The organism is Hungatella hominis (genome assembly GCF_014288005.1).
Taxonomy (GTDB): domain Bacteria; phylum Bacillota; class Clostridia; order Lachnospirales; family Lachnospiraceae; genus Hungatella; species Hungatella effluvii.
Genome location: NZ_JACOPB010000002.1, coordinates 734005 through 747805, shown reverse-complemented (window position 1 = coordinate 747805; position 13801 = coordinate 734005). Strand labels below are relative to the sequence as shown.

Annotated in this window: 12 protein-coding genes; 11 read left to right on the top strand and 1 reads right to left on the bottom strand. The window is 52.9% G+C overall.

The window, feature by feature from the left end:
- Position 1 precedes the first annotated feature (1 nt).
- The 8 genes from H8S75_RS07605 to H8S75_RS07570 all read left to right on the top strand — a co-directional run bounded on the left by H8S75_RS07605 (position 2) and on the right by H8S75_RS07570 (position 8575).
- Positions 2–1312 (top strand): adenylosuccinate synthetase, encoded by a 1311-nt coding sequence (locus tag H8S75_RS07605; protein ID WP_187020459.1) that lies wholly within the window; start codon positions 2–4, stop codon positions 1310–1312.
- A complete protein-coding gene (locus H8S75_RS07600; protein ID WP_187020457.1) occupies positions 1297–2781 on the top strand; it encodes a sensor histidine kinase in 1485 nt (494 codons plus the stop codon). Before H8S75_RS07605 ends, H8S75_RS07600 begins: the two co-directional genes overlap by 16 nt.
- Before the next feature lie 2 nt (positions 2782–2783).
- The gene (locus H8S75_RS07595) at positions 2784–3641 is read left to right on the top strand and encodes a response regulator transcription factor (RefSeq protein WP_187020456.1); all 858 of its coding nucleotides are present in this window, start codon (positions 2784–2786) and stop codon (positions 3639–3641) included.
- Positions 3642–3831: 190 nt separating this feature from the next.
- A complete protein-coding gene (locus H8S75_RS07590; RefSeq protein ID WP_187020454.1) occupies positions 3832–4935 on the top strand; it encodes a TRAP transporter substrate-binding protein in 1104 nt (367 codons plus the stop codon).
- A gap of 281 nt (positions 4936–5216) precedes the next feature.
- Entirely contained in the window at positions 5217–5744 is a 528-nt protein-coding gene (locus tag H8S75_RS07585) for a TRAP transporter small permease (RefSeq protein WP_187020453.1), read from the top strand.
- Entirely contained in the window at positions 5741–7036 is a 1296-nt protein-coding gene (locus H8S75_RS07580; protein ID WP_187020451.1) for a TRAP transporter large permease, read from the top strand. The genes H8S75_RS07585 and H8S75_RS07580 overlap by 4 nt, the downstream gene beginning before the upstream one ends.
- Positions 7037–7065: 29 nt before the next feature.
- Entirely contained in the window at positions 7066–7536 is a 471-nt protein-coding gene (locus tag H8S75_RS07575; RefSeq protein ID WP_187020449.1) for a YcxB family protein, read from the top strand.
- A 67-nt stretch (positions 7537–7603) separates the two neighbouring features.
- Positions 7604–8575, top strand: coding sequence for a TRAP transporter substrate-binding protein (locus H8S75_RS07570; RefSeq protein ID WP_187020627.1), 972 nt, complete (start codon positions 7604–7606; stop codon positions 8573–8575).
- 52 nt (positions 8576–8627) lie between these two features.
- Here the strand turns inward: H8S75_RS07570 and H8S75_RS07565 are convergent, their stop codons facing one another.
- Positions 8628–11528, bottom strand: coding sequence for a hybrid sensor histidine kinase/response regulator (locus H8S75_RS07565; protein WP_187020448.1), 2901 nt, complete (start codon positions 11526–11528; stop codon positions 8628–8630).
- Between the two features lie 228 nt (positions 11529–11756).
- Between H8S75_RS07565 and H8S75_RS07560 the strand changes: the two genes are divergently transcribed.
- From H8S75_RS07560 to H8S75_RS07550, 3 genes are read left to right on the top strand one after another with little or no spacing between them, the layout of a single operon-like run.
- Complete coding sequence (locus tag H8S75_RS07560) at positions 11757–12326, top strand: DUF1847 domain-containing protein (protein WP_432764179.1); 570 nt, start codon at positions 11757–11759, stop codon at positions 12324–12326.
- Positions 12327–12357: 31 nt separating this feature from the next.
- Positions 12358–12996 (top strand): GntR family transcriptional regulator, encoded by a 639-nt coding sequence (locus tag H8S75_RS07555; RefSeq protein WP_187020444.1) that lies wholly within the window; start codon positions 12358–12360, stop codon positions 12994–12996.
- Positions 12989–13639: a GntR family transcriptional regulator gene (locus tag H8S75_RS07550; RefSeq protein ID WP_025530027.1), complete on the top strand. Its 651-nt coding sequence runs from the start codon at positions 12989–12991 to the stop codon at positions 13637–13639. The genes H8S75_RS07555 and H8S75_RS07550 overlap by 8 nt, the downstream gene beginning before the upstream one ends.
- Positions 13640–13801: the final 162 nt, after the last annotated feature.

Genomic DNA, 13801 nt, shown 5'->3' with positions numbered 1-13801 from the left:
CATGGGTGATTACGGGAAAGAGATAAAAGCGGTTATTGGCAAGAATTTTGGTGACGAGGGAAAGGGAAAATGTGTGGACCTCCTCTGTGCTGAGGCCATGGAACAGGGAAAAAAGGCTGTTGTAGTGCGCCATAACGGCGGCGCGCAGGCGGGCCACACGGTGGAAGGGGAAAATTTCCGGTTTGTATTCCACCAGCTGGGGAGCGGCTGCTTCAGAGAGACGCCGTTTTACTGGAGTGAGACATTTCTCCCCGATCTGGTAAAGCTGGGGGAGGAGGCGGAAGCATTTGAACGGATACGCGGTGACAACGGGGCCGGACATGACGCGGTGGCCGCCTATGCAAGCCCGGACTGCGTCTGTGTGACCGTCTTTGACGTGCTGCTGAACAGTCTGGCGGAGGAGCTTCGGAGGGAGGCGCGCCACGGCTCCTGCGGCATGGGGATCTATGAGACGGTCCACCGCGCCAGGTCAGTTACGGGCGGCGCAGTGACCTTCCGTCTCGGTGATCTGGAGGGAAAAAGCACGGAGGAGATTGCCGGGATGCTGAAAAGGATACGGGACTGTTACGTACCCGGACGACTGGAGGAAATATGCAGGGAGCTGGACGGCGGTCCGGAAGCGCCCTTTGACCGTCACGGTGACCCGTGCGCAGAGCGTGCGGGTGATCGTTGGGACAGGCTGTGGGATCATGAGTGGTTCCGCCTTCTGCGTGATGACAATGTGCTCTGGAACGCATCAGATCTGATGCGGGAAAATTTTAACCGCTACGTCATCACGGCAGATCCCAGCCAGGTCCTGGAACCGTTCGATACGGTGATCTGCGAAGGCGCCCAGGGACTTTTGCTGGACGAGGACAATACGGAGTACTATCCTCATTTGACGCCGTCCCACACGGGACTGTTCAATGTGAGCCGCCTTCTGGCATCGGCAAGAATCGAGCCTGCATCGCTGGACGTCCGCTATGTGACACGGTCCTACGTGACGAGGCACGGCGGAGGGCGGCTGGATCATGAGTGCCGGAAAGAGGAGATCAATCCCTTCATCCAGGACTTAACCAATCTGCCCAATCCCTGGCAGGGAGAGCTGCGGTTTGCAAAGCATCCTGACGTGAACGGGTTCTTTGCCCCGCTGGAAATGGATCTGGGGAATTTACCCGCACGGCTTAAGAAGCGCCTGTGTGCGCGGATCGAGGTGACCCATCTGGATGAGACAGACGGGCGGATTCTGTGCTGCGGCCGCCCCCGGGAACTGGAGGAGTTTCAAAAAGAATGTGAGAACATGGGGAAGGAAGTGCTATGTTTCAAAATATAAAAGAAATCTGGTTGACAATCTCTCTGAAGCGGAAGATCGGCTCTTTCGCCGTCATGGTAATTCTGGTCATGGGGCTTTCCGTGGCCTTTAATATTCGTATTATGGATTTCTCTCTGGGCAGTTTCAATGTCATACTCGACGATAATTCACGGTGTCACGATTTCCAGGAGGCGATGGAACTGGAAATAAAAGCGTTTGAAGTGTATGTGAGAGACCGTACACAGGAAAACAGGGATGAGTACGTCCTGGCCTGCGTCAGGTCGGAGCGGTGCCTCCGCTCCCTGCCCTTCGACTATGAGCGGATCGGCGAGGAACGGTATGCCAGGACCTGGAATGTGAAGAACGGTTATGAGGGGTACTGCATGGCCCGCGATCAGCTGCTGGAGATGGATTCCGGCTCTGAGGACTTTATTCCCCGTCTGTACGAAATTTATGATATGCAGTCTTACATTCAGACCTACGCCAGAAGACTGGTGCAGGTAACCTTAAAAGAGGGAAATGCGACCTACCAGGAAAAGGTTCCGGTGTTCTGCCAGCTGCCGTATCTGATCCTTCTGTTCTCCGCTGTTATGATGGTGGTGGCTTTATGTCTGACGAAGCTGCTGTCCAGCACCCTGATCGATCCGCTGGTCAAGCTGGCCCATACCTCCAGAAAGATCGCCAGAAATGATTTCAGCAGCAAGGACATAACCGTTGAAAATAAAGATGAGATGGGGGAACTGGTCAGCGCCTTCAACAAGATGAAGCACGCCACGGAGGGGTATATCAACACCCTGAAGGAGAACAACGAGATGGCCGAGCTTCTCCACAAGGAGGAGCTGGAGAAGATGGAGATGGAGAAACGTCTGGACGCCACGCGGCTGGAGGTGCTGAAGAGCCAGATAAATCCTCATTTTCTGTTTAACACATTAAATATGATCGCATGCACGGCAAAGCTGGAGGATGCGAAGACCACGGAGCGGATGATCGCCAGCATGAGCAACCTGTTCCGGTATAATTTAAAGACATCGGAACAGATTGTGGCGCTGGATCAGGAACTGAAGGTGGTGGAGGATTACATGTATCTTCAGCAGATGCGTTTCGGCAGCCGTATCGGGTATGAGTGCCGGATCGATGTGGATGCCAGGCAGGTGATGGTCCCGGCCTTCACGCTGCAGCCGGTGGTGGAAAATGCCATTATCCACGGCCTGTCGCGGAAAGAGCAGGGCGGAAGGGTCTTTTTAAAGGTGTGGAAGGACGGAAACAGCGTAATAATCTCCGTGGCCGACACCGGCCTGGGAATGGACGAGGAGACGCTGGAGGAACTGGTGACCGCGCTGAAGAACAGCCACACGGCAAAGATGGGAATCGGCCTGGGCAATATCTACCAGCGGATTCAGACCATGTACCAGAACGGCGGCCTGAGAATTTACAGCAAAAAGGGGCGGGGAACCGTCATTCAGATGACAATACCGCAGGAGGAAATATGAGTATGTACCGTGTATTAATCGCAGATGATGAAATGATTGAGAGAAAGGTTCTCTATAAGACGCTTACGGAGAATTTGGGGGACCAGTGCACGATTTTCCAGGCAGAAAACGGGCGGGAAGCCCTGCGGGTCTATGAAGAGGAGAAGATTCAGATCGCCATCTTAGACATCGAGATGCCGGGAATCACCGGAATCGAGGCCGCGCAGAAGATCCGGGAGCAGGATGGGGACTGCTGTATTATTTTCCTTACCGCTTTTGATGAGTTTGCCTATGCCAGAAGCGCCATTACGGTCCGGGCGCTGGACTACCTGTTAAAGCCGTATGACGAGCAGGAGCTGATGCTCGTCCTGGAGGAGGCCATGCGGCTGACCGAGGAGCGGATGGGAGAGAAAGCCGTAAGAGAGCAGATGGCCACAGGGACGTATTCCGGTACCGGATCAGACGGCAGATCTGCTTCCAAGACGGCCGGAGGCGACGGAGGCGGTACGGAAGCTTCCAGAGATGAGGGCGAGGATTTCGGCAGCCTCCGTCTGTCCAGAGTGGCAGAAATCATCGACAAGTATATACATGAGAATTACATGTTTGACATATCCATGCAGGACATGGCCAGGATGATGAATTATTCGGAGGCCTATTTCTGCAAGCTGTTCAAACAGTGCTTCCATAAAAATTTTACATCCTACTTAACCGAATTCCGTGTGGCGGAGGCGAAAAAGATGCTGGAGGAGCCGACGGTGAATGTAAAAGAGATTGGGAAAGCGGTCGGATATGCGGATTCCAATTACTTCGCAAAGGTTTTCAAACGGATTACAGGCCAGAGCCCCACGGAATACCGAATGGTTATTTTTCAAAGAATATAAAGAATGCGTTAAGAAGGTGTTTGTACGAAGTGCATAAAGAAAAGCAAAATATAGGTTAAAATAATACTATGATTCACAATTATTTACCGTTTCCAGGGAAAAGAAATCCTCTTATAATGAACTTAACGTAAAGAAAACGTTAAGAAATACACTGAAATGTAAAAAGAGTGTTAAGAGGAGGAATTGTGACATGAAGAAGAGATTTGTGAGCACAGTGTTATGCGCGGCAATGGTAGCGGGTTCCCTGGCGGGCTGTGGGTTAAAGACACCGGAGACGACGACGGCGGCGCCGGCACCTGAGACCACCACGGCAGCGGCGGCTGAGAAGACGAAGGCAGCAGAGGAGACTTCCGCGGCGGCAGAGGCTTCCGACACGCCGGAAGTAACACTTGTTTATGCCGAGGTAAACCCGTTAGACACCATCGTCGGACAGATGGCAACCGCGTTCAAGGAGAAGGTAGAAGAGCTTTCCGGCGGGAAGATCGCCATCGACATTCAGGCCAGCGGTGTTCTCGGTTCTGAAAACGATGTCCTCGACACCATGCTGGGCGGCGGCGGAACCATCGACATGTCCCGTATCTCCGCGTTCGCTTTGACAAGCTACGGCGTGGAAAAATCTGTACTTCTGTCTATTCCGTATACATTTGTAAACCGTGACCATTTCTGGAATTTCGCCAACAGTGACCTGGCGCCGGAATTCCTCATGGAGCCCCATGACAACAATCTGGGAGTAAGGGGCTTATTCTACGGCGAGGAAGGCTTCCGCCATTTCTTTACGGTAAAAGAGATCAGCGGCCTGGAAGACTTAAAGGGCATGAAGTTACGAGTATCCAATGACCCGATTATGAACGGTATGGTTCAGGGCCTGGGCGCAAACCCAACTGTTGTTTCCTTTAACGAACTGTATTCCGCTCTTCAGACCGGCGTTGTAGACGGTGCGGAACAGCCGATTGCAAACTACAAGTCCAATGCGTTCCAGGAAGTTGCGCCAAACTTAATCCTTGATGGCCACACCCTTGGCGCGGTTCAGGTTATCATCACGGACGAAGCATGGGATAAGCTGACAGAAGAGCAGCAGAACATCCTGATGGAAGCAGGAAAATACGCATCTGATTTCAACAGAAAGATCTCCGAAGAGGCAGAAAACAAGGTCCTGGATGAGCTGAAGGCAGAAGGCATCAATGTCATTGAAGTGCCGGATATCACCCCATGGCAGGAAGCCTGTAAGGATATCATCGATTCCTCTACGGCAGACAACAAAGAACTGTATCAGAAGATTCTCGATATGAAATAAATTCGCAACTATTTAGCCGTGCATCTTCTTGTTTTCGAAAAGCACGAAAACAAGAAGCCCGGGCGTTCAGCCCTATGCCAGTTTGTAAAAAAAAGTGCTTATACAAGCGAGCTTGTAACACTCTTTTCCGTACAAACTGCCGCACGGCTGAATAGTTACATAAATTGTTGCTGCAATGGAAACGGGCACAGAGGATGATTCTTGTTACGCCTCTGTGCCCCGTTCGTTACGGGGCATGTGCGCGGAAGTGGGCATGCGGCCGTATTGGAAAGGGGATCAAGATGCCGGGTATTTTTAATAAAATTGATAAGATTAAACCTGCCTACGATGCTACCTATCAGTCTGTCATGTTCTTATGCAAGCTGCTTCTGGTCGTGGATATCCTCATTACCACCATGTCTGTAATCGGGAGGTACGTTCCGTTTATTCCCGATCCGGCGTGGAGTGAAGAGGTGGTTTTAACCTGTATGTCTTATATGGCGGTGCTTTCGGCTGCTCTTGCAATCCGGAGAGGCGCCCACATCCGCATGACAGCTTTCGACTCGTATCTGCCGAAAAATGTCGTAAAATTTTTAGATTTACTCTCTGACGCGGCCGTTCTGGCCCTGGCGCTGATCATGATTTTTGTCGGTTGGAAGTATGCCAGGGGAATCGGCTCCAAGGGTTCCTATGTGAGTATGCCGAAGATATCCAGATTCTGGATGTATTTTCCGGTTCCTTTAGCGGGGGTGGCCATGCTGATCTTTGAACTGGAGGCTGTATACAATCACATCAAAAGCTTTTTCGTAAAGGAGGGGGACCAGTCATGAGTGGAGAAACATTAGCAATTGTCGTTTTGCTTGTCAGCTTTTTTGTCATGGTTTTTCTGCGCTTTCCGATTGCCTACGCGGTGGCGCTTTCCTCCGTGTTCTGTCTGCTTTCCCAGGGACTTCCGCTGACGACCATCTGCCAGCAGATGGTAAAGGGAATCAGTTCCTTCAGCCTCATGGCGGTACCGTTCTTTATCACCATGGGCTGTCTGATGGGCTCCGGCGGTATTTCGGAGAAGCTGATCGCGCTGGCCAACGCCTGCGTCGGATGGATGCGCGGCGGCATGGCAATGGTAAATATCGTTGCCTCCTATTTCTTCGGAGGAATCTCTGGCTCCGCGGCGGCGGACACCGCGTCCCTCGGTACAATTCTGATTCCGATGATGGTTGACCAGGGGTATGACGACGATTTTTCAACGGCCGTTACCATCACCTCATCCTGTGAGGGGCTTCTCGTTCCTCCCAGCCATAATATGGTCATCTATGCCACCACGGCGGGCGGCATTTCCGTAGGAAGCCTGTTCCTGGCCGGATATATTCCCGGTGCGCTGCTGGCGGTATCCTTAATGGTGGGATCGTATATTATATCGGTCAGACGCAACTATCCGAAGGGCGAGAAATTCAGCATTATCAACCTGTTAAAGCAGCTGGGCGTGTCCTTCTGGGCACTGGCGGCGGTTCTGATCGTGGTATTCGGCGTTGTCGGCGGTGCGTTTACGGCGACGGAGTCCGCGGCGGTCGCGGTTATCTACAGCCTGGTTGTCAGTGTGTTTATCTACAAGGGGCTGGACTGGAAGGGCGTCTGGAGAGTTCTCGGTGACTGCGTCGACACGCTGTCCATCGTTCTGATCCTGATTGCCACCTCCAACATCTTCGGCAACTGTCTGACACGCCTCCACGTTCCGGTTCTGGCGGCGGGTGCGATCATCGGCCTCACCGATAATCCGATTCTGCTGGCTCTGCTGTTAAACTTGATTCTTCTTGTACTTGGATGTATTATGGATATGGCGCCGATTATCCTGATCGCAACGCCGATTCTTCTCCCGATCGCCACGTCGATCGGTATCGATCCAATACAGTTCGGTATTATGGTAATTCTGAACTGTGGTATCGGGCTTTTAACACCTCCTGTAGGCGCGGTGCTGTTTATCGGATCCGCGGTATCCAAGACGCCGATGGAGCGGGTTGTCAAGGCGACGCTGCCATTTTACCTGTGTATGATCATTACGCTGATGCTGATTACGTTTGTTCCGGCCTTCAGTATGTGGCTGCCCACGGTATTGGCGAAATAACAGCGTTTGGCGGTTCGGAGGTGTGAGTGATGAAATATAAGTATACCTACAGGAATACCGCGGGCGAACTGTGGCAGCTTTCCATGTATTATACATACGGTTCAGTGGTCGGGATGTGCAATCTGATCTTCACGGCGGCGGTGATCGCCCTGACCATCAATAAATGGAATACAGTCAGCGGAGTATGGCGGTTCCTTCTGCTCCTCGCCTGCTGTCTCTTTACGGTTATCCAGCCGCTTGCCGTCTGGAGAAAGGCTGAGAAACAGGCAGCAGGGATCAGCAGGGATACGGAGATGGAGTTTGGAGACGGGGGAATCCGTATCCGGGTGGGTGACGAGAACTCTGCAATTCCATGGACCGCGGTCAAAAAGATTTCTAAGAAACCTACAATGATTATCCTGTTTTCCGATACCACTCACGGTTACGTGCTTACGAACCGGGTGCTTGGAAAAGACCGGAATGCGTTTTATAACTATGTAACATCGAAAAGTGCTGTATAGAGGGAACATGGCGGAAAGGAGGGACTGTGCTGTGAAAATAAAGACGGCGGCTCTGTTTGTCTTTGCAATGGTTATCCTGGCTGCGTGCGGCGGCCGGAAGGAAGATCAGACAAAGGCCGTAGATCCGGAATTTGTGTTTACGTATGCAGAGAATCAGGCAGAAGACTACCCCACAACACAGGGGGCCTACAAATTCGCCGAGCTGGTGGAAGAGAAGACCGGCGGGAGAATCGTGATCTCGGTCAACGCACAAGGCGTGCTGGGCGATGAGAAGACGGTGATCGAACAGATGCAGTTCGGCGGTGTCGATTTTGCCCGTGTGTCCTTATCGCCGCTGGCAGAATTTGTTCCCAGGCTGAATGTGCTTCAGATGCCGTATCTCTATACGGGAAGGGAACACATGTGGAAGGTCCTGGATGGGGAGATTGGCGACGATTTCTTAAATTCCTTCGACGGCTCCGATCTGGTAGCCCTGTCCTGGTACGACGCGGGAGCACGTAATTTCTATAGCTCGACAAGGCCGATCACGAAGTTGGAGGACATGAAGGGCATGAAAATCCGTGTCCAGGAGTCGGAGCTGATGGTGGGAATGATGGAGGCGCTGGGGGCCACCGCGGTGCCCATGGCCTACGACAAGGTCTATTCCGCCCTTCAGACCGGGATTATCGACGGGGCGGAGAATAACTGGCCATCCTATGAGTCCACGGCTCACTATGAGGTTGCCAAATATTATACGATCGACGAACACAACCGTGTTCCGGAGCTTCAGCTGGTGTCCCAGGCCACATGGGAGAAACTGACGAAGGAGGATCGGGATATCATACGCGAATGCGCACAGGAATCCTCCCGTTATGAGAGGAAGCTGTGGGAGGAGCGGGAGCGGACCTCTGAGGAAAAGGTGCGGGCGGCAGGCTGCCAGGTGGTGGAGCTGCCTCCGGAAGAAAAGGCCAGATTCCAGGAGGCCGTCACGTCCATGTACGGCAAGTACTGTGCGGAGTATGTGGATGTCATTGATGCGATAGTTGCGGTGGGGAAATAAACGAGGAAGGGAAGTGAGACGCCATATCCGGCATATCACTTCCCTTTCTCGTTTATTTCCCTATCGCATTTTCCAATTCACTGATCAGCATAGTTATATCCAGCGGTTTTACCAGATAGCCGTTCATGGAGGCCTCAAACGCCTTCTTCCTGTCTTCCTCGAAGGCGTTGGCCGTCATGGCCAGGATTGGTATCGTAGCGGAGTCCTCACGGTTCAGGGCCCGGATTCCCCTGGAGGCATCCAGCCCATCCATGACAGGCATGCGGATATCCATCAGAATGGCCTGATACGTTCCGGGTTTCTGATCGCGGAAGCAGTGGATGGCCGCTTCCCCGTTCCCGGCGACATCTACTGCGGCGCCGTTCATCTCCAGGAGCGTCTTTGCGATCTCCTGATTGAGCTCGTTGTCCTCCACCAGGAGGATTCGGGCGCCCTTCAGAACGGATTTCTGAGTCCGCATCTCGGCTGCGGCCGGTTCCGCGGAGTCTTTTTTGTCCAGCTTCGAAAAGGTATCGTAAATGACCGAACGGAACAACGGTTTGGCGATGAAGTAGTCGATTCCGGCCTCGCGGGCCTCCTCCTCTATGCCGCGCCAGTCGTATGCCGTAATCATGATAATCATGGTGTCAGGGCCAACCAGGCGGCGGATTCGCCGGGTGGTTTCGATGCCGTCCATACCGGGCATCTTCCAGTCAATCATGGCGATATCAAACATCCAGTTCTCCCTGATGGCCTTTTCTACTTCCCGGACAGCCCGGATGCCGGCGTCCACCCACAGCGTTTTCGCCCCGATATCGTCGAGAATCAGGGCGGTCTGTCTGCCAACAGAAGGATCGTCGTCTACCACCAGCACCTGAAAGCCTTTTAAGAGATTCTGACGTTTCCGTTCCCATTCTTTCTCCTCATCGTCGGATACCAGCTGGAAGGGAATGGTGACGGTGAACTGGCTTCCCTCCTGCTTGCGGCTCGTGACAGAGATGGTTCCGCCCATCAGCTGCACGAGGCTGTAGACGATGGAGAGGCCCAGGCCGCTTCCCACGTTGTTGCGGGCGTTGCCGGGGGCTTCCTGCTCAAAGGGCTGGAAGAGGCGCTTCATAAAGTCTTCCGACATACCGATTCCGTTGTCCTCAATGATGAACTGGATATAAGCGTATCCGTTGGTTCTCTTTTCTTCCGAGATATTAACGCGGATCGAGCCGCCTGGCGGCGTGAATTTCAGAGCGTTTGACAGGAGATTCATGAGAATCTGCTTCATACGCAGCGAATCCCCGATATAGTGGCTTTCCAGAGGCTCCAGGTGACGCATCTCATAGGCAATCTCCCGTTCCAGCGTCTGCGGATAGATAATCTGGTTGATCTCCTCCACAAATGCCGTGAAATCGAAGAGGTCATGAGCGATCTCCATCTTATCCGTTTCAATCCTGGACATATCCAGAATGTCGTTGATCAGGGAGAGGAGATACTTAGACGAGGTATCAATTTTTTGGAAGCAGTCCTTTACAGTCCTGGTATCGTTAAGCTTGATCTGGCCGATGGTGCTCATGCCGATGATGGCATTCATCGGTGTCCGGATATCGTGGCTCATGCGGGAGAGGAAGTCCGATTTGGCCCGGCTGGCTGCCTGGGCTGAAACGAGGGCCTCCCGGAGCAGCTGTTCCTGGCGGGCCTGTTCCTGCCGCAGTTCATCGAGGAACTTGATCAGACAGATCGTCAGAACGTCGTCGCTGAATGGATTCTCCACGGCAATCGCGTGAATAGACAGCCAGTGGTATTTGCCGTCGACTGCCCGCCCCTGTAGTTCCATATAGACTTCCTGTTCTCCGGCTGCAAAGCGGCGAAGAAGGGCGTCACGGCCGAAGGCATTGGTAAAATCCTCCTGATAGGTGCTGTAGATTCCCGGAATGCTGCCAGCCTGAAGGTCTGTATAGCGGCCTTCCTCAGGAAATTGATACTCCAGCTGGTCATTTACAAAGCAGTGGTACGTGTCATGAGTCAGATTGACGCTCACGATCAGGGGATAGGCGGTGCAGATCGCGGCACGCAGCGAACGGTTTTCCAAAATCCGCTCCTGCTCCTGAGCCTGCTCCAGACGCATTTGTTCAGTAATATCGGTAAACACCGCCTGGATGACCTCCAGACCGTTGCTGTTGATGATTCGTCCCATCACCACATTGATCCAGGCTTCCTCCCCGTCTTTTTTGATGCAGTGGCGCCGGTAGGAGGCGGACTCTCCGTTCAGGGTGAGGCGGTCGAGAAGCGCGGAGATCCACTCCTGGTCCTGTGTGTCAACCTTTTGGAGCGGGTTCCTGACCGCCTCGCGGTACTCCGACTCCGAGGCGTATCCGTAAAATCGCCATACCATGGGATTGACCGAGATGATGGTACGGGAGGGATCGGTGGAAAACTGGAGAATACCGCAGGGGAGCGTATGGTAAAGCTGTTCTAGAAATCGGGTCTGATGTTCGTATTCCTGCTTTTTCGTGTCCAGCGCGGATTTCAAACGCTCGAAGGCCTGGCGGCCCGATTCCACCGGAAAGAGTTCGTCGTCCTGAATCTCCGAAAATGGGACAGAGTTATGAATATGTACCGTTTCCAGGCCGTCCCCCTTTTCACGGAAAATAAAGGTAGCCCTCTGCTGGATATTTAGGCAGGTCTCGGATTCGGGCTTGCTGATCAGACGGCTGACCGCCTCGCATAAGTAGGAGCCGCCTCCTAAATCGATGGAATGATACTGTTCTTCACACATGTCGCAGGCGATCATCCCGTCCCTGCCGCTGCGGAAAACAGCGGCTACTGCTTCTTTTCCCTCCGCCTTCTGGTGTTCTCCGCTGCCAAGCCATACGATGTCATCGGCAAATGTCGAAATCATGAATTCCATGTCAGAGTCGCAAAAGTACGTAGTCAGTATTTTGCGGGCCAGTGACTCTATCTCAGCCAGTGTCTTTTTACCCAAAACAATTACCTCCCGGTTTAAGCCCAAAGTATATTTCTTTTATCATAGCACAGTTTGATACCGGAAGAAAGTGCGTAAGTTGGGAAACCATTGAAAATTAAGGGATTTTGCCTTTGACATCGGAACGATAATTGGATACAATATTAAATATAAAAAGAAAGCCGGGTAAGATCAATGTATATGTGTGCCAAATGTAAAGTTTATGCCTGCAGTGCAGGAGAGAAGAAGGTGCTTCCTAAAAACTGTCCTATGAGAAATGAGCCGCTCTTGAAGGAAGCGCTGTCCGAGTATGAAAAACCGGAAAATCACGATTTTTACGTGACTTCGTCGGAGATAGAGAGTCTGGGATACGGCCAGTGGGTGAGAGTGAGGGAAACCATAGAATTTTGCAGACGTATGGGATACCGGAAGCTTGGCCTGGCGTTCTGCAGGGGCCTCCGGAAGGAGGCGGAGATCGTTTCGGATATCCTGACGAGGCATGGATTTTCGGTGGTATCCGTGATCTGCAAGGCTGGAGGGACAGACAAGAGCCGCATCGGAATCGCCGAGGAACGGAAGGTCCATCCGGGCGAATTTGAGCCGATGTGCAACCCGGTTTTTCAGGCCAGCCTGCTGAATGAGCAGAAGACGGAGTTTAATATCGCATTGGGCCTCTGTGTGGGGCATGATTCCTTCCTGTATAAGTATTCGGACGCATTTGTCACCACGCTGGTGGTGAAGGACCGCGTGCTGGCCCACAATCCGGCAGGCGCATTGTACTGCGCGGAGGGGTATTATAAAGAGAAACTGAACGGCTGATACGCGATACCGGAAGAACAGGAGTGATAACATGGAGACAGTGAGTGCAGTACAGACAAAAGATTATATCGTTTCCGCCATACGCAGCGAGATTCTGGCCGGTAATATGAGGCCGGGCGAGGAGCTGACGCAGGAATTGATCGCGGAACAGCTGGGGGTGTCGCGCATGCCGGTCAGGGAAGCGCTTCAGTCTCTGGCGCAGGAAGGCCTGATTGTGCGCCTCCCCAACCGCCATATGCAGGTTGCGGCCATGGAAGAAAAGCAGGTGAGGGACACCTTTCGCATGGCCGCCGCCATGGAGACGGAGATCCTGCTGATGATACCGGAGGAAAAGAGGGACGAGCTCCTTCTCCGGCTGTCGGAACTGGCAGAGACGGCGGGAAACGGAGAACAGAAGGCCGCCGCCGGGGCCGAGATGGCCTGGCATAGGTATGCACTGGCCAGCCTCAAGAACTCCTATATTCATCAGCTGTTTCTGCGCCTTTTAGACAGCTACGTTTCCTATGCGGTCGAGAGATTAAAACGGGGAAATGCGGCTGCGGAACTGATGACCGATGTGGGGACCGCGCTAGCGAGCGGGGATGAGGGGGCGCTGAGGGCCGCCATGAACCGTTACTACGGCCGTATGGCGGACTGCCTGCTGATCAGTAAGGAGGAAACGTATGAATAATTTGGGTAAGGTAAAGCTGCTTCCGGCCCGGGAGCAGGTAGCGTCTATCCTGAGAAAAGCCATTCTTTCCAGGGAGCTGCAGGAAGGGCAGGAGATCACGCTGGAAGGAATCGCCGAGCTGGTGGGCGTCTCGACGACACCGGTGCGGGAGGCATTTCAGATTCTGGCCAGAGACGGGCTGATTAAGCTGCGCCCCAACAAGGGGGCTGTAGTCCAGGGGATCAATGAAAAGACCATCCGGGATCACTACGAGACGAGGGCCGTCCTGGAAGGGGAGGCCGCGGCCAGGGCCAGCGCCGAGGGCGTGGATTTATCCGCGGTGGATCAGGCGTATCAGATTGCCGAAAAGGCGCTGGAGGACAACGATTCGGCGGAATACTCCAGATATAACCAGGCGTTCCATATGGGAATCTGGGAGGCGGCGGACAACGAGAAGATGAAATCGCTTCTCTCCTCCATGTGGAATGGGCTGTCCATGGGACACAAGGTGACGGAAGAGGATTATGCCAAGATTTCCATCTACGAGCACAAGAAGATTCTCGACGCCATGAAGGCCCACGACGGCAGCCGGGCCAGAAAGCTGATGAATGACCATATTATCAGAAGCATGAAGAACATCCTCACCAGATTCGAGACGGACTGATGGGATTAAATAAAGGCCGGGATTGTTGGAATTGAATAAAAATCATCACTAAAAATCGTACAAAACAACGAAATCAAACAAACGCCTTGACAAATGGATCTGCCGAGGCGTATGATTAGGATAACAAATGGATACATTATCATATATCAAATATCAAAAGAG